Annotated in this window: 19 protein-coding genes; 10 read left to right on the top strand and 9 right to left on the bottom strand. The window is 27.1% G+C overall.

What is annotated here, in order from left to right:
• Positions 1 to 96: 96 nt before the first annotated feature.
• Both BM119_RS16300 and BM119_RS16295 read left to right on the top strand, forming a co-directional pair.
• Positions 97 to 1,449 carry a DNA cytosine methyltransferase gene (locus BM119_RS16300; RefSeq protein WP_090042791.1) on the top strand — a complete coding sequence of 451 codons (1,353 nt, stop codon included), beginning with the start codon at positions 97 to 99 and terminating at the stop codon, positions 1,447 to 1,449.
• 64 nt (positions 1,450 to 1,513) lie between these two features.
• Entirely contained in the window at positions 1,514 to 2,305 is a 792-nt protein-coding gene (locus BM119_RS16295) for an MspI family type II restriction endonuclease (protein ID WP_090042790.1), read from the top strand.
• Between the two features lie 321 nt (positions 2,306 to 2,626).
• Here BM119_RS16295 and BM119_RS16290 read toward each other — a convergent pair whose 3' ends face one another.
• Positions 2,627 to 3,187 (bottom strand): sigma-70 family RNA polymerase sigma factor, encoded by a 561-nt coding sequence (locus tag BM119_RS16290; RefSeq protein ID WP_090042789.1) that lies wholly within the window; start codon positions 3,185 to 3,187, stop codon positions 2,627 to 2,629.
• A 324-nt stretch (positions 3,188 to 3,511) separates the two neighbouring features.
• On the opposite strand from BM119_RS16290, the gene BM119_RS16285 reads away from it, so the two are divergent.
• The 3 genes from BM119_RS16285 to BM119_RS16275 all read left to right on the top strand — a co-directional run bounded on the left by BM119_RS16285 (position 3,512) and on the right by BM119_RS16275 (position 6,800).
• Positions 3,512 to 4,732 carry a hypothetical protein gene (locus BM119_RS16285; protein WP_090042788.1) on the top strand — a complete coding sequence of 407 codons (1,221 nt, stop codon included), beginning with the start codon at positions 3,512 to 3,514 and terminating at the stop codon, positions 4,730 to 4,732.
• Positions 4,733 to 5,153: 421 nt separating this feature from the next.
• Positions 5,154 to 5,981, top strand: coding sequence for a hypothetical protein (locus BM119_RS16280; protein ID WP_090042787.1), 828 nt, complete (start codon positions 5,154 to 5,156; stop codon positions 5,979 to 5,981).
• Positions 5,982 to 6,056: 75 nt separating this feature from the next.
• Positions 6,057 to 6,800, top strand: a complete 744-nt coding sequence (locus BM119_RS16275; RefSeq protein WP_090042786.1) for a hypothetical protein — start codon at positions 6,057 to 6,059, stop codon at positions 6,798 to 6,800.
• Between the two features lie 103 nt (positions 6,801 to 6,903).
• On the opposite strand, the gene BM119_RS16270 is transcribed toward BM119_RS16275, so the two are convergent.
• The gene (locus tag BM119_RS16270; protein ID WP_090042785.1) at positions 6,904 to 7,530 is read right to left on the bottom strand and encodes a type 1 glutamine amidotransferase family protein; all 627 of its coding nucleotides are present in this window, start codon (positions 7,528 to 7,530) and stop codon (positions 6,904 to 6,906) included.
• A 100-nt stretch (positions 7,531 to 7,630) separates the two neighbouring features.
• Positions 7,631 to 8,593, bottom strand: coding sequence for a helix-turn-helix transcriptional regulator (locus BM119_RS16265; protein WP_090042784.1), 963 nt, complete (start codon positions 8,591 to 8,593; stop codon positions 7,631 to 7,633).
• Between the two features lie 538 nt (positions 8,594 to 9,131).
• Between BM119_RS16265 and BM119_RS16260 the strand changes: the two genes are divergently transcribed.
• The 3 genes from BM119_RS16260 to BM119_RS20465 all read left to right on the top strand — a co-directional run bounded on the left by BM119_RS16260 (position 9,132) and on the right by BM119_RS20465 (position 11,450).
• On the top strand, positions 9,132 to 9,905 hold the full coding sequence (locus BM119_RS16260; RefSeq protein ID WP_090042783.1) for a ParA family protein: 774 nt from the start codon (positions 9,132 to 9,134) through the stop codon (positions 9,903 to 9,905).
• Positions 9,898 to 10,173, top strand: a complete 276-nt coding sequence (locus tag BM119_RS16255; protein WP_090042782.1) for a hypothetical protein — start codon at positions 9,898 to 9,900, stop codon at positions 10,171 to 10,173. The genes BM119_RS16260 and BM119_RS16255 overlap by 8 nt, the downstream gene beginning before the upstream one ends.
• 218 nt (positions 10,174 to 10,391) lie before the next feature.
• A complete protein-coding gene (locus BM119_RS20465; RefSeq protein WP_090042781.1) occupies positions 10,392 to 11,450 on the top strand; it encodes an N-acetylmuramoyl-L-alanine amidase family protein in 1,059 nt (352 codons plus the stop codon).
• 344 nt (positions 11,451 to 11,794) lie between these two features.
• Here the strand turns inward: BM119_RS20465 and BM119_RS16245 are convergent, their stop codons facing one another.
• From BM119_RS16245 to BM119_RS16235, 3 genes are all read right to left on the bottom strand, one after another.
• A complete protein-coding gene (locus BM119_RS16245; RefSeq protein ID WP_090042780.1) occupies positions 11,795 to 12,013 on the bottom strand; it encodes a DUF2922 domain-containing protein in 219 nt (72 codons plus the stop codon).
• A gap of 38 nt (positions 12,014 to 12,051) precedes the next feature.
• The gene (locus tag BM119_RS16240; RefSeq protein ID WP_090042779.1) at positions 12,052 to 12,279 is read right to left on the bottom strand and encodes a DUF1659 domain-containing protein; all 228 of its coding nucleotides are present in this window, start codon (positions 12,277 to 12,279) and stop codon (positions 12,052 to 12,054) included.
• Positions 12,280 to 12,368: 89 nt separating this feature from the next.
• On the bottom strand, positions 12,369 to 12,521 hold the full coding sequence (locus BM119_RS16235) for a YvrJ family protein (RefSeq protein WP_090042778.1): 153 nt from the start codon (positions 12,519 to 12,521) through the stop codon (positions 12,369 to 12,371).
• Between the two features lie 449 nt (positions 12,522 to 12,970).
• On the opposite strand from BM119_RS16235, the gene BM119_RS16230 reads away from it, so the two are divergent.
• Positions 12,971 to 13,993: a hypothetical protein gene (locus BM119_RS16230; protein WP_090042777.1), complete on the top strand. Its 1,023-nt coding sequence runs from the start codon at positions 12,971 to 12,973 to the stop codon at positions 13,991 to 13,993.
• Between the two features lie 267 nt (positions 13,994 to 14,260).
• Here the strand turns inward: BM119_RS16230 and BM119_RS16225 are convergent, their stop codons facing one another.
• The 3 genes from BM119_RS16225 to BM119_RS16210 form a co-directional block, all read right to left on the bottom strand.
• The gene (locus BM119_RS16225) at positions 14,261 to 15,589 is read right to left on the bottom strand and encodes a hypothetical protein (protein WP_090042776.1); all 1,329 of its coding nucleotides are present in this window, start codon (positions 15,587 to 15,589) and stop codon (positions 14,261 to 14,263) included.
• Positions 15,590 to 16,963: 1,374 nt separating this feature from the next.
• Positions 16,964 to 17,449, bottom strand: a complete 486-nt coding sequence (locus tag BM119_RS16220) for a GNAT family N-acetyltransferase (protein ID WP_177199463.1) — start codon at positions 17,447 to 17,449, stop codon at positions 16,964 to 16,966.
• A gap of 873 nt (positions 17,450 to 18,322) precedes the next feature.
• Positions 18,323 to 19,408 (bottom strand): replication initiation protein, encoded by a 1,086-nt coding sequence (locus BM119_RS16210; protein ID WP_090042773.1) that lies wholly within the window; start codon positions 19,406 to 19,408, stop codon positions 18,323 to 18,325.
• Between the two features lie 533 nt (positions 19,409 to 19,941).
• Between BM119_RS16210 and BM119_RS16205 the strand changes: the two genes are divergently transcribed.
• Positions 19,942 to 20,469: hypothetical protein (locus BM119_RS16205; RefSeq protein ID WP_143087343.1), on the top strand; the 528-nt coding region annotated here is incomplete at its 3' end.

The raw sequence follows: 20,469 nt of genomic DNA, 5'->3' as shown, positions 1-20,469 counted from the left end.
ATAAATTATCGAATTCCATAAATTAAAATTTATTTACAAAAGAACGGTAGTTCTATATAGTGTAATTAAAAACAACTAGAAAAGAGGTATAGGTTAGTGTATACATATATAGATTTATTTGCGGGTCCAGGCGGATTATGTACTGGTTTTAAAAATGCAGGGTTTAAGCCATTAATAGCAGTAGAAATGAGTGATAACACTGTAAAAACATATGCTAGAAATCATGATGCTGAAATATATAAACTTGAAGATTTAATAGAAAATAAGGGGACTTTAGAATTAATATTAAACTTAAAAAATGAAAAAACAGTATTAATACATGGAGATATTAGATTAGTTGATAATGAAATAATATTAGAAGTTCTTAATAAGAAATTTAATGTAAGTAAAGTAGATGTGGTTGCAGGAGGACCACCATGTGAATCTTTTTCTTTGGCTGGAAAAAGATTAGATGGAGATGAAAGAGATAACTTATTTGAGAATATGTTGAGAATAGCTCATACTGTAGAGAGTAAGTATGTTTTCTTTGAAAATGTACCAGGACTATTAACTAAAAAAAGTAATGATATTAATATTTTTAATGTTATTATAGATGAGTTTAATAACCACGGTTACAAGTTAGCAAGTACAGATAAAAACACAATAAAATGTTTAGCGGCAGATTATGGTGTACCTCAAAATAGAGAGCGAGTTTTTTTAGTTGCAATAAATGAAAAATATGGTGAAAATAAATTTATATATCCTGAGAAAACACATGGTGATGGTAGAAAATTTCCATATGTTACAGTAGGAGAGGCTTTAAAGTATTTGCCAAAATTAAATAAGGGCGAGGGTGAAGAATTTCAAAAAATAAAATATTCATATGAGGAAGAATATAAGAACAAAGAAATAAATGAATCATTTTATGAATATATAAAATTTATTTCAGGAAAAGAAGGATATATTCCAGAGCATATAAAACACGATGGAATTGTAAAAGTAATAGAAAATCATAAAGCTGTTAACCACAGAGAGAAAATGGTTAACAGGTTGAGTTATATAGAACAAGGTGAAGGAATGAAGAAGGCTGCTGAAAGATTAATAAATGATGGAAAACAAGATATTGTAACTATGTATTTCCCTAAGAAATTATATGCAGCTAGAAATAGAAGATTAAGAGAAAATGAGCCATCATTTACAGTTACAAGCCATTGCTTGGATGAAATGGTTCATCCTATAAACGACAGAGGATTAACACCTAGAGAAACTGCAAGATTACAGTCATTTCCAGATTGGTATGTATTTGAAGGAGAATATGTAAAATTCCATTCAGATCCATTACAGGATAAATATGAACAATGTGGAGACGCTATTCCTGTATTGCTAGTTAAATCACTAGCAAATAAATTAAGGATTGCATTAGATAATATTGAAAAAGAAACATTAAATGAGGTAGCAATAACAAAGTAAGTTTATAGAAATATCCTCCTTATATGTTATTATATATATATAACGTATGAAGGGGGATGTTTTTATGTGTGATAAAATAAAAGAAGCATATAAGAAGTATAATATTAAAGCTTTACATTATGGGGAAATAGGGGACAAGTTAGGAGATGCTTATGAGAGTTTTGTTGTAAATGTATTTAGTGATAAAAAATATTTAAGTATGTTTGATAAACTTGATGAAAATAAATTAGATGAATTTATTTTTAAAAGCATAATAATAAAAGAAAAAATTGAAGTTAGTGAGATAATGAAAATTGAAGCTACAAATAAAATTCCTAAAAGGGATAATGGAGGTAATGCAAAAACGGATGTTTGGGTAAAGATTTATACAATGAAAGGACAAGTTATAAATATACCAATTAGCGTTAAACAGACAACTGTACCTAAAGTAGCAATGGCTGAATATGATGTTGATACTATATTAAATGAAACTGGAATAAAAAATTTTGAAGTTGAAAGACTAATGAAAAAGCATCAATGCGATGCTAGTGCTATAAATTTTTCAAAAGAAGAAAAGGAAATTTTAACAAGAGAATTAGAAAAAGATAATAACAAAGATAAACTTCTTAGATGGATATTAACAATGAGTCCAGAAAAAAAATATAATGATATTAGGGTACCTAGATATTTGATTAAATTTCAATTAAAAAGAGAGACTTTAGATGTGATTGAAACAGGTGTTTATGACATAGATGAATATATCCATCACATAACTACAGACAGAAGAGGTAAACCTGCAAAGGGTGGATTTGGTACTGGATTGGCTTGGACTTATGCTACTGGTTCAAAAGGGAGAAAGATTCAATTTAAAGGATAAATAAGAAATACAATACTCTGTTTACTTAGGGTAATATAATTACATAGTTCAATACATACAATTCTTTAAAATGTAGGTCTTAAAGATGAAGTTGAAAGCACTAATAACATAAAAACTCATGTTATTAGAAGGGCATTGGATATATTACATATCTTAAGTGGTATATATGATAATATTATAATTGAGGTTAGGTAGAGTTATACATAAAAATTGTGATTTAGAAAAAGTTTCAAAATAGAATTTTATAGAAGCTTAGTATGAGAGAAATTTACTTAAAGGATTGTATATAGTATTTGGAAAAGTGGCTATATAGAAAAAGAACTAGCAATTTAATTTTGCTAGTTCTTTTTTTAAGCTTTTTACAGCATTACACTTTAAAGAATAAGGATCTTTATTGGTTTTAAACTCATTTAGTCTTTTATTTTTAAAATAAAAATGAATCAAAATTTCTCTATATTCAGGTTTCAACTTATAAAAGGCAAGTTGAAGCTTTTTAATAAGTCCATTTTTTTCAATGGTATCTAAATTTTGATGGAAATCTACGTCATAACTTAAGCTAAATTCTACTTTTTCTAAGGAAGCTTGAAAATTTTCTTTGGCTCTTTTTCTCACTATACAGTAAATGTTATTTTTAATACATGTAGTTGCATAGGAAATAAAGATATTTTTACCTGTATTATAGCTTGATATTGCTTTTAACAGTGATTTAACACATTCTTGGTACAAATCTTCATCTGAATAATTTAAAACGTATACACGTTTAGATAAGTTAAGCATATATGGATTTAAAATTTCTATAAGACAATTGGTCGATATTTTACATCCTTCTTTAGCTTTTTCTACTATATGTTCAATTTCTTCGTATGAGTAGCTATTAGGCATTAAACCACTCCTTTTTACTTATATTCTAACAATTTAATATGCAAAAGGGAGTAAATTGGTTGTGAAAATTTACATTTTTTAGCTAAAGAAATTTGGATTATTAGTAGAATACAAAGTTATAATTAGTTGCGGTAAAACTTATTACCATGTTATAGTAAAAAAAAGCATAAAAAAACACTAATATTGCAGTTATTAGTGTTCACGAATCGAAATATTTTTCTGTTGTCAAAAAATATTTATTATTTAATTATTTTAAATTATTTGTAGAAGGATGTCAAAGAGTTTTTATTCCTTTTAAGTATAAGTTTCATAAAAGGAGGAAAAATGAATGCAGTTCTTAGAGATAATAATGAAAATAATGACTTAGTTAATTATATAGAAATGCTTAGTGAAAATGCTGAAAGGCATAGATATAGAGCATTTATAAAAATGAATCAGAAACACTTCTCACAAAGAATGTATAAAACCGAAAAAAACTTAATGAAAGCTATTGATGAAACGGAAAAAGAAGATGAAATTTACAACTTATTTTTAACTCTAAACACGTTTTACAAGCCAAAACGGACAACAGAAAACATAGCACAGTTTGAGAATCTTTATATAGATTTAGATTACTATAAGAAGGGGCTCAGATTAGAGAGTGTACTATTTTTCTTGGAAAAAGATTATTTTAACTCTCTAATTCCAACACCAAATTTGATAATAGACAGTGGTAAGGGGTTATATTTAATATGGCATATAAAACCTGTGCCAATTAAGGCTTTACCTTTATGGCAAGCAATAGAAAGGTATTTTTTAGAGTGTCTAAAAAATCTTGGAGCTGATCCTGTGGCCGTAGATCCAGTACGTTTTCTGAGGATACCAGGAACAATAAATTTAAAGTATAATAGCACAGTAAAAATACTTGAAACAAATGAGACAAGCTATACTTTAAATGAAATACAGCATGAATATTTTACGATAACAAAAAAGAGTTCACCAAAACATAAAAATAGAGTAGAAAAGATAACAAAACTATTTAATGCATACTCCTTATATTGGACAAGAATAAGAGATTTAGTAAGGTTATGTGAAATGAGAGAGTATGATGTTGCAGGACATAGGGAATTAATTTTATTTCTTTATAGGTACTGGAGTTGCATGATATTAGATGAAAACGAAGCCCTAGAAAATACTTTAGAAATCAACAGTAGATTTACTGAAAAACTTAGTAAAATAGAAGTAAAAAAGGCTACAAAGAGCGCTGAAAGATACTATAAAAATAAGAAATATAACTATAGCAATGAAAGATTAATTGAATTGTTAAATATAAGTTATGAGGAACAACAGAAATTAGAAACTATTATTAGTAAAGAAGAAAAATACTCACGTAAAAATCAAGTTAGAAATCTAAAAAGAAGAAATGAAGAGGGACTAACAAAACGTGAAAAAGATAAGCTCGAACTTGAGAAAAGTATAAAAACCTTGCGCCAACAAGGTTTTACACAAAAACAGATAGCTAAAGAGCTAAAAAAAGATATCAGAACTATAAAAAGATACTGCTAATATTTTATAGTTTAATATATTTATATAATATGTTTTAAAACTAACTTTTTATTAATTTAAGAAGTTAGTTTTTTATTTTTAATAAAAATGATTATTGATTATAGTTTATAAAATTCAAAAATAAATATCTACTATATTCAATAAAACAATTAGTTATTATTATTTTAAGTTATTTTAAGTTATTTAACAATAGTGTAGGGTATTTTAAATTTAAGAGTATGTTAAATCAATACAGTATTTGATTTATAAAGATAAACAAAATAATAATAAAGAATAAAATGATGAATTGAAAATTATATCTCTATAAAAACTATTTATTTAAAGATAATATTTGAAAAATATAAAGATAAAATTGTGTTTTATAGATATATATTGCAATTTTACTATAGTCATATTATAATTGTTAAAAAGGAGGGACATAATGAGTAAACAAATTTATATTAATGAAAAAGAAAAAGAAAGAGTAACTATGAATAATAAGATTGATAAAGAATTAGTTGATTTTATAAATTTATCAAAAATTGGTTTGCAAATGCTAGTTAAAAATAGGATTATAGCAAAAGCAGATATAATTGAAGGAATGTTAAGACATGCAATAAACTCCGTTGATTACGCAGTACAAGTAGATGAAAACCTATATACATATAAAGATTTAGTAAAATCCGTTGAGGTATATGTTAATAAATTTATGAATTTCAGCATAGAGAAAATTTCTAATTATGAATTTATAAAAAGAGAAATTGATGAATATGATAATGAGATTGATGATGAAAGACATTATGATGAATTCTTAATTGATGAAATACTATCAGATTTAGATATGGTGTTTGGTTATATAAATGAAGATTGTAAAAATATTAATATTGTATCGGTTATAAATATTATTAACGATGATTTTATGAAAGATCTGAAGAATAAAATATATTTAGCATTTCAATACGTGTATGCATATGAAAGGGTTGGTGTTGTTACAGAGGCTAAAGAAGTAATAGATGAAATAATATCAATTTTGCCAACGGAATTAAGAAAGTTAATTAAAACTGATGAGGAAATTAAAAATTATATGCTAAAGTTTATAGTAGAAATTTTTAGTGTGGAAGATTATGCAGAAAATGGAGTTCATTATGTAGATCAAATTTTTAGCTATAGCAATAGCTATGAAGATTGTACAAAAGTGTTCCAAGAAGATTTAAAACTAAAATTTAAGGAGTTTTTAATTAATCAATTTAGCCAAAAAAAGGAAAATTAACTTTGTGTACAATAAATGTTCATTATAGTCTTTATAGACTATAAAATTTAATATAACAACGTGGGGGTAATAAATATGATTAAAGAATTTTTAAATAAAGTTGAGGGGTTTATAAAAAACGATAAGGATGCTGAGTTATTTGAACATATAACAAATAACAAAGATGTGTTAATTAAATTAGATGATCTTCAAATATTTGATATATTAAAAATGATAATCAAATATGATGCAGAAAATTGTTTGGACATAGTTGTATCGAATAAAATTTTAAATACAAATGATGTTAATCGTAATATTCTTGATATAAAAGGTTTAAGTAAATATAATCGTCAAGAGTGTGTACCTAAATACGAGCAAAATATTTTAACATTTGCTTTAGATGAAGAGAATTTCTATATGATTTCACAGATATTTAAACTGGTAGGTTATTCAGATGAATTTATAAGGTTTGGAATAATAGATCATGAGGATAAAGGGTATACAAATTGTCAATTACATTATAATTTTATTGGATTCTGCCTACATAAGCTAAAGTTAAACTGGTATAAAAAAGATCTAAACTACTTAAGAGGAATTAAATATATTTTTAAATCTTTATGTGAAGAGTTAAAATCTACTTATGTAGTGGAAAAACATCTACATCATGATAAACATAGGAAGTTAGATTTTAATCTACCTATTACTTTAAATGAAAAAAAGGAAGAGCTTAAAGATATAGAAAATACACTTAGAGAAAATTTGTTTGCTGACAATAAGCCTTTAAATGATAATTTTGCACGTTCAAATGTCATAAAAAGTATAATTGATATGATTGATTAAAGCTTAAAATAACACAGTGTGGGGTGTCGCCGACATTGCCGACAAAACCCACGCTAAAGTGAAAGGTGGTGAAAAGTAGCTATCTTACCCACTTTAAGCCATTTTATTGAATTGAGTTCATCAACTCAAAGAAATATTTTAACTCTTGGGTTTTATAAAGATTGTACCAGGAATCTAGGGTTTGCGGTAAGAATACATCTAGAATTTTCAATATATGCAAAGCAAATTCAAGGGGAGCTATTCCAGAAGCAGTAATCAAACTTCCATCAGTTACTACACATTCCTGCTTATAATACTTTTCTCCATCATAGCTTGGGCAGACCATTTTAAGATACCCCAAGTCATTGCTTGTATGAGCTCGTTGATCCAATACTCCCCCCATAGCAAGTCCTATTGTAGCACCACAAATTGCACCTACAACAATACCTTTCTCTAAATATTTTTCAGCCATTCTTATAATGGGAGCATGAATTGCTTCTGTCCATGTATTCCCACCAGGTAGAATCAAAGCAGCAGTATCTTTAACACTACACTCCTTAAGTTCAATTTCTGGCAATATTTTCAGACCTCCCATTGTAGTAATAGGGGTTTTGGTAATTCCTACAGTTACTACTTTTAGCGGCATTAATCCTTTTTTGTAGTACCTTCCCGAATTGATTTCAGTGCTTAAATAACCTATTTCCCAGTCTGCCATTGTATCAAATACATAAAGATATACTGTATTCTTCATTTTCTATTCCTCCACATTCATTTTATTGTTGCTATTTGTTACAGGATGGTCTCAAACTCCATCTCGATCTATTATATATTATCTTCACTGACAAATTCAGTCAGTGAAGATAATGGGCCATCAAATCTCTAAGAATTGCTGCCATAGCATCTTTAAAACTATTTGGTTCAAGCACCTTTATTGATTTACCATATTGAAGTAGAATATGAGGAACATAGGTATGGATTGAGTCTTCATCCATTAAAAAATTAGCTCTGCATTCAGTTCGTTCTATCAGATGATATCCTAAAAACCAATGTGCACAAAGGTCATTCAATGCTTCTGATTTGCCCTCAATTACTAAAGTGCAAAGTCCTACTTTGCTTTCCACATTCGATAATAAGTTTTTTGTAAAAAACTCACGTGCCGAAAAAGCTTCAGGACGCTTAAATGAATTTTTAGTGCTTATAATATTTACTATTCTATCTACCCTAAAACTACGAATTTCATTCCTAAGATGGCAAAATGCAATAGCATACCATTTATTGTTCCAGTAAAGCATCCCATAGGGGTCAACAACCCTATGCTGGGTATGCCCTTCATAACCTGCACAGTATTCAATTTCCATAGAGCATTCATTAGCAACAGCTTGCTCAATCTCCCTTAATATAGGCTTGATAGCTGGATCGCAAATACGACTCACTACTTCAAATCCGACTAAATGACGATTAAGAACTTTTTCTTGTTCTTGATTCGAGAACATCTTTAACTTTGATGTTGCACTATTTAATGCTTCCATAAAAGGATATCCTGCTTCCATTGCAAAAATGGCAGCATGTAAAAGTGATTTTTTCTCTTCAAGGTCAAAAAACAGGGGTGTTCGGATAAAATTGTTAAGCAAACTATATCCGCCGTTATGACCAGGCTCCGATATTATTGGCACTCCACTAACACACAATGCATCCATATAACGATAAACTGACCTTATGTTTATTTCTAACCTTTCGGATATTTGCTTTGCAGTTATTTTTGTACCTGAATTCAGCATCCATAAAATTGCTAGCATATTATCATTTTTTGGCATAATGCGCCCCACTTCCCTAGATTTTTATAGTATCATTTATAAATAAATGTAATGCACCTCATTGCCAAGACATATTTTTCTCATATTTAAGTTAGTATCTTTGACACCCTTTGTTTGTTAAAGGTAATCAATGGGGACAGTTCTTTTTCTTCATAATATATAAACTAATACTAACTATAGTTAAGTCGTCATAATTTACTATTCCGCAACACTTTATAAGTAAATTATACCATTATGTAATATAGATTACTATTTCTTAAAGTGGGTGCATTATAAGAAATTTTTCCATTTTATGTCTTAGAGTGGGTTTTGTCGGAAATGTTGGCGGTACCCCTATATTATTTAATATTATAAAATAATATTAGTTACGGAATACGAATTAAAGATTAACAAGACTTTCGAAGTAAGTTACCAATTTTTATTCCTAAATTCCTAAGAATTTAGGAATTTAGGAATAAAAAAATATATATCTTTAAGAATTTACATGGTAAAATATTAAAGAACTTAATAATTAAACAATGAAAGAAGGTGTATTTTAATGAGTAAAATTATAAGTATATTTAATCAAAAGGGTGGAGTTGCAAAGACAACAACTGCTGTAAATCTTGCTGCAGGACTTACACTTCATAATAAAAAGGTACTTATTGTAGATATGGATGCACAAGCAAATTCTACTTGCTCTGTGGGAGTAGATGAAAATGAATTAGATGTTACTATATATGATCTATTAAATTCTAGAAATTTAAGTAAAGAAGATATTTGTAAAGCTATAATAAAAACTTCATTTGATAACTTATATATACTTCCTAGTGATATAACATTATCAAATGCAGAAATAACACTTGCAAATGCTTTAAGTCGTGAACATATATTAAGTAAAATTATTAAAAAAATTCAAGATGATTTTGACTACATAATAATAGATTGTCCTCCAAGTCTTGGACTTCTTTCTATTAACTCTTTAGTTGCAAGTGATAGCATTATAATTCCTGTTGCCACATCATACTTTAGTATAAAAGGTATTAAACATCTTATAGATACCTATAATTTAGTAAAGGATAACTTAAAAGAAGATTTAGAAATTGAAGGTGTTCTTATAACTATGTTTGATAGTAGAAAAAATATATCAAAGGATATAAAGGATATGTTAGAAAACACATTTAATGATAAGTTATTTAAAACTAATATAAGAATTAATTCAAAGATAGAATACGCTCAAGATAACTCAACTCCTGTTGTATTTTTTGATAAGAACTCAAATGGAGCTAAGGATTATATGAATTTAACTAAGGAGGTACTAGGAATTGAGTAAGGGAAGTAAAGGAATTTTAGAAGGTTTAAACATAGATTCTAAAAAAGATAAGAAGGAAACTTCTAAAGAATTAGAGAATGTAAATTCTAAAGAAGTTAAGAATTTACATTCTGAAGAACTTAGTATAAAAAGAAGCTATACCTTAAAAACATCAACGGTTAAGAAGCTTCAAGAGCTCAAGGTATTTGTTTATGATGATCCATCTATAACTTTTAATGAGATTGTTGATGAAGCAATTTGTAAGCTATATGAGGATAAAAGAAAATAGAAAAGCTGTCACTATAAAAAAGTGGATACCAGAGCTGTACTACCCTATCCTCTTATAAGGTGGGGGATAACAGTTATTACGCACCTAGATTAGCTTATCTAACCTTAAGATGGTAGGAATAACACCACCTCAAGGAAGATTCGTTCTATTTTTAAAAAATTTCCAAAAATCCTTTTTTTGAAATATAATATATATATATTTCAATAGGAGGAAAGTATATGAAAAAATATTTAATAATAGCATTAATAGCTACAACAATTGGTACAAGCTTAATAGGTGTTCCACAGACTGTTTCAGCTAAGACTGACAGTTCTGTTATTGCAACAGCAACAAGTGGACAAGGATGGGTTGAGAAAGAAGGAAAATGGTATTATCAAAAGGCAGATGGAACTAATACAGTTGGATGGGATTTTATAAATGGCGAGTGGTATCATTTTGAGTCAAATGGAGAAATGTCAAGAGCATGGCAAGTCATAGACGGAAATAAGTACTTTTTTAAACATACAGGAGAAATGATAAGGGGTTGGGCCCAATTAAATGAAGAATGGTGTTACTTTAATCAAAGTGGTGTAATGCAAACAGGATGGCAAAAGATTAATGGCGATTGGTATTTCTTTGAGGATAATGGTCCAATGGCTACAGGTTGGAACAAAATCTACGGTAACTGGTACTATTTAAAAGATGATGGAGCAATGATAACAGGATGGCAATGGATAGGAACAGCTTGGTATTATTTAAATGATAGTGGTGCAATGTTAACAGGGTGGCAACAACTTGGTAGTGAATGGTATTATCTAAATGGTGATGGCTCCATGGCCAAAGACACAACAGTAGATGGATGGTGGTTAGATTCATCAGGAGTAGGTCATAAAGTTTTGGATGAAGCTAATATAGACTGGGATTTAACTAATAAGCTAAATAATTCAGAATGGATGTATAACAATCCTAGTTTTGGTAAGCCTGAGGAATTAAAACAAACAGCACTAGATATATCATTGGATAGACCAATATCTAATTTAGAAGAATTGAAAAAAGGGTGGAGAGCACCAAACAGAGATAAATTTTCATATCAAGAACATAAAAAAGTTGTAAAGGAAGTAAATTCAGGAGATATAGATATAAATAAATTAACACTACCTATAACATGGAAAAAAACAAATTTTTTGCCAAACCCAGATATGGGTTTTCAAATAGGCAACTTTAAAAGAATGTTTGCTTACTATGATTCTGATAAGAAAGTGTATCAAATAATATATGTTAATATAAGATTAAATTAATAAAAAAGCAAAACAATACATCGAAAGATCTTTAAGTATTATTTTAGTCAAAGAAAATGATAAATATGAATTCTAAAATATAAGAATTAAACTTCTTTAGAAGTTAAGAATTTTGGTTCTTAAGAAATATATATAGTGCTATACTATATATGTAGGTTGATGCATATGGATATATCTACAAAGATTTGGGGAATTGGGGCATTGATTATTATATTAGTTATGTTAGTAATTTTTATTGTACTACCTTTGTTAATAAAAGTTATTCTGCGTAAATTGTTGGACAAATAAAAGAGGTTGTAATATTAGTATGTAACTAATATTAACAACCCCTTTATTTTATCTTATTATAAATATATTTTATCAACTGATTGAGTTGTTACCGTAGCTGAACTTTTTGTTGTTAGATAACTTCCGTCTGAAATTATAGCCTTTGAATTTATTAAAGCATCCATTACAGCTGCAACTTCGTCTTTAGATAGATCTTCCTTTACATAAGGTATTCTTACATTTACTTTTTTACCAATGTCATTTAAAAATGTCATGACAAGAGTTCTACTGTTCATAAAAAAATCCTCCTTTCTAAAAAAATCTAAGATTTAAATTAACCAATGTTTTCTACTGTATAAGCATTCTCTTTAACAATGTCTGAAACTTTAAAATTAAGTACCTTTTCAACTTCAGTTCCTATGGTAAATAGAGCATCATCAGAAGCTTTAGAATCTAAAAATCCAATCCTAACTTTCTTAAATACATCTTTACCTTCAGCAGTTTCTCCAGCTTTCACCAAAAGAAATAGCATAGACTTTGCAAGTGTTGATTTAGCAGCCATATTATTCAACCCCTTTCTTTTAACATTTAACTATGTAATATGTGGTAGCTGAATTTTTAGCTAAAAAATATAGCCCTTAAAATTAAGAGCTATATTTTTTCAATGAGTTTTTCTACTGAGGTAGATAGTTTACTTATTGAAGTTGATAAGCCATCTACCTTTTTCTCCATTCGTATTAGTAAGAAAATAGTAATGGCTATAGGAAAACCTACATTACTTACTAAACTTACCATATCGTCCATGGTATCACCCCATTTCAATAAATTATCTAGAATTAGGTAGTGTATCTTTTGGTCACAACCTGTAAATTCACCATTGTCTTATTACATGTCATAGCCCCTAGATTAATTTAGCTAACATACAGATTACTGAACAAAAAATCATTCTATAAATATAAATATTCATGAGAATAAAAATTAGTGGGAAATACTCAGGCTAATGTTAAAATTTGTGTTAAGAATATGACTTTTATATTTACTCTATGTGTATTTTATATGTATAAATGTTAGTTTATGTTGATTAAAGTTAGTTTAAATAAAAAAAACTTCGATAAATCCACGTTTAGCGAAGTTTTTATTTTCAAGGTTAATATTGTAAAACTATACTTATATATGAAATTATAATAAAATATTACTAAGAGTAATATTACTGTAATATTACCTTTAGTAATATTTTAGGGGGCGAGAGCCATATGAATAGGGATGAATTTAACATGCTAAATGTAGAGCAGCAAGTTAATTATATAAATAGTAGGCTAGATGAAGATTTAACTTTAAGAGATGTTATAGAGAGAGAGTTAAATTTACCTAGAAGCACTATAAGAAATAGATTTACTAGAAATAAATATGTTTTCAATAAAAGAGCAAATAAGTATATAAAAAATAGTGAAGTTAAGGATTCAAAAGTAAAAAATAATATAAATATGAATCTACCTAAAGATGAAAGTAAGAAAAATATTTCTGGAAGTAATATGGATATTAAACAAGATAAAACTCAGAAAACTCAATGCAGTAATATGAATATTACCAAAAGTAATATAGTAGTGGGTCCACTTGATTGTAAAGATAAAAATAAAAGTAATTTAAATGAAAAGGATAATAAATTTAAAAATATTCAAGAAGGTAATATAAATATTACTAAAAGTAATATTGGAGTAAGCTTAACTGAAAATGAAGAAAAAAACAAAAGTAAAAATGCTTCAAATATTGATAATAATAAAATTAAAAATGATAAAGGGAGTAATATAGATATGGATCAACTTAAAGATGAAAGTAATATTGATGCAAAATTAGATAAACTGAGAAAAAAAATTAAGGATAACATAGATATCACTAAAAATAAATCAGATACAATTGAATTAGATTATAAAGAGACTACGGAAATTTTAAGTAAAAATAATATAGATGAAACCCTGGAAAATAAAGAGGGTAATATAGAAGTATGCTCACTTAAAGATAGTGAAATTATTGGGTTAAGGAAGCTTTTAAAACATAAGGATGATATATTAAGTTTACTTGATAATAACCATGTAAATAAGGCGAAGGATACTAACATTAATGTATCACAGCTTAATGGGGAGTTAACGATTAAGACACTTAAAATTTATGATAGCGTTTTAAAAGAGTTTAATGAGTTTATCAAAGATCATAAGGAATTTAAACAGCAGGATATTATAAGCTTGGCATTAAAAGAATTTTTAGAGAGACATCGTTAGGTTCAAATAATTTATTTATTTGGACCTATTTTAAATTAAAATTTGAGAGCTTTAATCTATTGAAAATAATTTAAAAGTATATTTACCTATAAAAAATATTTTTAAAATAAGAATAGTGAAAAATAATTAATGCTGTTAATGATTATATGAAAATTCGCTTGTTTGAATATATTTTAAATATTGATGTTACTTTTATTTGAAATAGTTATCAATCGTAAATATTAGAAGGATTATACTGGCAATTCTTTGACATTTATATTTTTAGAGTTATTTTTTTAATACTCTAATATTTTCTTCTGAATCATAAAACCATTCAATAATTTGAATACATATGTTTTTTAGTAATATTATAAATTGTTGCTTTTCTTCATTAGGGCATTCTAATCCTTTTTTTGTGTAATTTGCCTTGGCATGAGAAATTTCATTTCTAGTATCACTTATACTTTTTGCTAAATCATTCTTAACATTATCTATATTAGTATAATTTCCTTTATAAATTTTTCTTATGTATGTAGGAAAATAATCTTTAAGTTCTTCTATTTTACAACATTCTTTAATTGTATTTTTTATCAAGTCACTATCACTCTTAGTATTTTTACTATGTCTACAAAATAACTCTTCTAGTTCTTTTATATACTCAGCAGTAGGATTTAAATTATCTGTACATTTAAGTCTGCAATAAACTTTATTTATTAAAATTTTAGTACTAACTGTAGGTGAAATATATTCAATAACCTTTACGTATTCTACTATAGCTCTATTTAAATCAAGAGATTCAGCATTATTAAATATATTTAATACATCTTTCATTCCCTTACTTAATAATTTTGCATTAAACTCTAGTTTTGAATCATCATCATTAAACTCGGTACTTTCTTCTTCATATTCATGTTCATAAATTGTTTTTCTTGGGCTAATTTCTAAGGATATTTTATATTTTAGAAAAAAATCATATATGACTGCATTACACAATTCTAATATTTCATCTTTATTTAATTTAAACTTATCATCAAACTTTATTTTAATAAAAAAATCATAATACAATATAACTGGAGTATATTCACTAAAATCATTGTCTAAAAATACCTTTAGCGAATAAAAATCATTATCTTCATAAATTCCTACTTCAATGTTTGAATTTTTATAGTATACTATTTTTTCGTAATTAGGTGCCTTCCAAAAAGGATTTTCTATGTCTCGTGCTTCTACTCTAATAATTGTTTTTTTATTAGAAATATATATTCCATCATCAATATTAGAAAACCTAACATCTTCTATTAAATCTATAAACTTATCTATAGTACATTGTATTGTTGACTCTGCTTGATCTAATAAAATAGTTATAGTATCACTTTTTTTTATAATAAATTCTTCTATTTCCTCAAAATCATAATCCCAATTAGATGTATTTATTTCTTCTTCAGTATAATTTTGTCCTGAAATTTTTAGACCAGTTATATAGTCTATTAATTCTTCTAGATTGTCTATGGTGATATTTTCAATTTCTACAAACAAGTATTTTTTATTGTTTTTCTTAAGAAAATTTAAACCCATTATTAAATCTTGTTTTAATTTTTCACTCTCTATTTTGAACATAGTTATTCCTCCATTAAAATGTTAATTAATTTATTTATTATAAATCATTATTAATAATTTACCACAATACCAAAATCTTGTAATCATATTTATTGCTCTTGGAACTTCCCTTAAAACAAAAGAATGAAGTTTTATAAATATAAATTTCCTATATCTCGAAAATTAAATTATCACACCACCCATAACCTCCAAAAGCAATAATAAAATCCATAAAACCATTTATACTTAAAAAACCTACTATCTTAAATGGAGGTTTTCCCTCCAAGCCTCCCTTTACGTTCACGGACAAGCTCTCTTCCATAAAGCTCTTAAAAGACTGCATATATTTGCATAAATAATTATAAAACCCATAATTACCTCTTACATATAACTTAATAACCATGTCTTATAATATCTTTATTATGCATGCTCTTAGGTCCTGCTTGTCCATTCAAAGGAAAGAACTCTTTTAAAAGAGTTCAATAAAAAATAATGGATGGACACCCTCCAAACCTCCCCAAATATACTACTGTTATTATTTCTCTAAATTCTATAGTTAATAAATATAAAATTAAACAAACACATAAATAATATAAGTTCATAACATTGCTACTGCATATACTGATATACCCTTTATCAGCATTTCTTTAAATCTTTATGGCACCACTTCATAAAAACAAGAATATCCATAAAAAAATTAAATTCAACATAACAGTAAGGCCAACACCCAATTTTGAACAGGCTATCACCTACATATGTAACTGTAGAAGTGTTTTTCCCTTCTATCAAACCACTTCTACACTAACATCTGTTACGGATTAAGCTAGTCCAAACATTGGGTACCCGTTGGGGTGCAAAGAGAAAGTCAAACCAAAAGGAAAATCAGAAAAATCCGAGTGGGACAAGCAATATTAAAATTATTTAAAATCAAAGCATATGCAAATAATAAAAAGCATTTTAAAATATTTAGTGTTAATTTATAGGTCCTGAATGCTATATATAAATTGCTTTAAAGTCATCTTAAAAGGTTATAAAACCATATAAAAAATCATAAACACAATAACTTTAATAAAGCTTGTCCCACCATTTAAATTCATCTGTAATGCTCATTCCGTTTGTTGCCGTATCAGGACAAGCCTTCCTTGGCTGGGCCTGATACTTTCACGCTCTCCCTTCGCACGTAGTGGACTAGCCCTCCATGGCTGTTCCACTAAATGTATTTTAAATTTAAAAGGGGACACCCCTTAAACCCCTTAGGGTACAAAAAAATACAAAGCAAGTAACAAAACTTACTTTGTATTTATATAAATAATTATTTTTAATTTTGGCTATATTTTAAAACAATGTTGAAATTGTATCAATTTTTGAGAAGATTGCGTACTACATTACTGTTTTCTATAATTTGTTTAAATATAATGCATATGGAATTTCATAATATGTAGGGTTATTATTTTTATCTAAACAATGGTAGTCAGTATTTTGCAATTTTATTAATTCAGAAAACCCCCATGACTTATACATACAGGTTAATCTTTCAGCGTTATCATTGTCAGCACCAATTGTCGTTTCTCTAAACCCTTTTTCCTTAACTCTGTTTAAAACTCTTTGCATTAATATCTTTCCAATTCCAAGTCCCTGAAATTCCTTTTCTACCCTAAAAGCACAAAGATATGCTCTATCTTTACCATTGGCTTCATCCTTATCTTCGGAGTTCCAAAATATATAAAGTTCACCTACTAACGAGTTGTCTAATTCATTTTCAACCGTCCAAAATTCTATGTTTCCTTTTTCAATACCATCAATAAAATACATTTCGGTTGGAGAGTTACTATTCCCCCATAAATGTTTCAATTCTTCTTTTGAACCTATGCGAATTAACATTTTCATTCTCCCTTTTAATCCATTTTAACTATTGCGTAGTTTTTTAAAAGTATGTGTTAAATTATAGCACTCCCTATACTCTAATTATAACATTAATGACAATAGACAATAAATCTATTGTTATTGACTATGATATATGTGATATGATAATATTTTAAATATAAAGGCAAAAAATATTTTTTAGGAAAACCTTTAGTAATAACCTTAAAAATAATTTCAGGAAAAACTTAGATATAAAGAATACGGATATGTATAGGTTGGTAGCTTATGCATATCCTTGACTAAAATAATATTATGAAAAATTTCTATAATTTTTTTCATAAACAATCTTAAGGTTTCATATCAATCTTATAAAACAATAATGAAACTTAAAAATAGAATGACTAAAATATATTTTTTAGGGAAAACCTTAATAATGACATTAAAAAATAATTTTAAGAAAAACTTAGATATAATGAATAAGGATATGTATAAGTTGGTAGCTTATACATATCCTTGACTAAAATAATATTATGAAAAAATATCTATAATTTTTTTCATAAACAATCTTAGAGTTTCATATCGATCTGGTAAAACAATAATGAAACTTAAAAATATAAAAAAATAGTTAACTATTTTTTTATAGCACGTACGCTTTGCAGAGCGGTTATGTGCATTTTTTTTTGCATTTTTTCCTTTATGCCTTTTGCTCATTCAATCTCCTCCTTTCCAAAAGTGTAAATTTGAAGATTTGTTTCATGGAATTATTATACTTTATTATCATAATTTAAATCAAGTTTCATTTATTGTTTTTAATTATGATATTATATATTAATTATTTTATAATTAATATATAAATTTTACCACCTATATTAAGTAGAACTATGTTCTATATCAAAATAGAGTTTGTGTAGTTGAATTAATTTTAAATTGACTTTCTACACTTAACTCATGGGTAAAAATTTCTCCATTAACTATAAAATTAAATAAAGCAAAATTACTTTTTCCTTTTTTGTCTTGGATCATAGTAAATCTATTATCTTTGTTTAAGGTTTTATCATAGGATTTATGAAATAAAGCTTTAACTATAGGACTTTCAAAATTCATATCATTATATTTAAGCTCTAATCTTTCCTTAAGAGCCTCATTTTCTACTTTTATGTAATCTAGCCATATAACTGATTTATCTTCAGTAGAATCGTCTTTATTTTCTTCTAGTACAAAACGTGGTTCTAAGTCTTCTACAACAAAGACAACTTTATCAACGCTACGTCCCTTTTTTATTTCTTTAAACTCAACAATTTTCATAGCTGATGTATTATTAATTTCATCCATAGCAACATTTATAGTTTTTTGTTTAAAGTTTTTATAAGCCTTATATTTTGAGCCTACATTAAAGATTTCCCTTAGTTCTTCAACTGTATATTCTATTTCTCTTTTTACTCCACTCCAGCTTCTAAGGGTTACATACAAGGCCTGAGAATATTGACTTTTTAAATTAAAAAGAACAGCTAAATTGACAGGTGTAAATCCAACCCCAACTGAATAGAAAAGATACCTATATAATTTAGCACTTAAAGAAACTGTATAACTATTATCAGATACACTAACTTGACCAATTAATTGGGTTTGAGTTTCTTCATTGGTTGTTTCACCAGTTGAAAATCTAAAAATAGCAGTTTGTAGGGCAATAAATCTTTTAAGTACTTCTTCTTTTACTTGATCATTTCGTCTTCTTATAATGGATTGAATTTCATCATAAGAAACTGTACATTTAAGATATCCAATTCTATCAAGTTCTTCTAATATATTAGCCTGATCTTCAGTTAATTCTTCACCTTTTTTTGCTTTTATAATGTACTGTCTATTTTCTTTTTGTATATTGTAAAGAATTCTATAATATAGCTTATTTATTTGAGAATCTATTTCTATCTTTCCTTTTATTATGTTGTTAGGTGTATTTAAAACTTCTTTCTTCATAAATTTTCTCCTTTAGCATACAAAACATAACTTAAAAATAGTCTAGCTACTTTTTATAAATAAATTATAAACTTACACATTTTTAAAAGCAACTGGTTTTTATTTAAGATACCTAAAACACCAATTTTCCCCCTTTTTTGACGTATCAACTCGTTGCCTTTAGGTATCAACTCGTTACCTTTAGAGTATCAACTCGTTACCTTTAGCTCCAAAACAGGTATCAACTCGTTACCTTTGGAGTATCAACTCGTTGCCTTTAGCATGAAAAAACCCAGTAAAATCAAGGGTTAAGAGCATGTCTAAATACTATACCTAAATACTAATTATAAATACTATACTTAAAACCTAATGAAAGGTTACCTTGCATCAAAAGTTATCTTTATAAAAAGATTTTTAATATCTTTAGTATTACTTTAAAGCAATAAGTTTGTTGTAACTCACTTTTTCTATTTAGTTAATATCATTCATAAAATATTTACCAATAATTCATGTAAATGGTATAATGTTTTTATATTTTAGTTGGGGGGATTTATATGGGGGAACATCAAATTAATAAAGAAAATAAGCAATCAACATTATTAAAAAACAGACTAAGTAGCAAAGAAAAAGTAGCAGTTGTATTAATATTACTGTTAGGTTTAATGTGTGCATGTATATCTATATATAGGTATTATGGATTAAACATGAGCAAAGAGGAGAGAAGAGAAAAAATATATGCAACTCTAGATCAAAATAAGGATTATGAAGAAGCAACAAAAATGGCAGAAAAGTATTTCAAGAAAGATACTGAGGAGCTTAAGAAAGTAAAAGGTTTAATAGATTCATATAAAATTGCTAAAGTAACTAATTCTAAAGAGTATCAATCATATGTAACAAAACAAAATGAAGCAAAGGCTAAAGAAAAAGCTAAGAAAGATTCAGAAGCATTATTAAAAGAAATGACTAACTCAATAAAAATAGAAAAGGTTGAATGGAAAAATGATAGTGGTAATTATGGAAGGGCAGTAATTACAGTTAAAAATACTGGTAATAAAAATATAAGGTATGTAAAGGTAAATATA

It is taken from the genome of Clostridium frigidicarnis (assembly GCF_900111985.1).
Taxonomy (GTDB): domain Bacteria; phylum Bacillota; class Clostridia; order Clostridiales; family Clostridiaceae; genus Clostridium_Z; species Clostridium_Z frigidicarnis.
The sequence above is the reverse complement of the archived record's forward strand: the minus strand, read 5'-3'. Positions and strand labels throughout refer to the sequence as shown.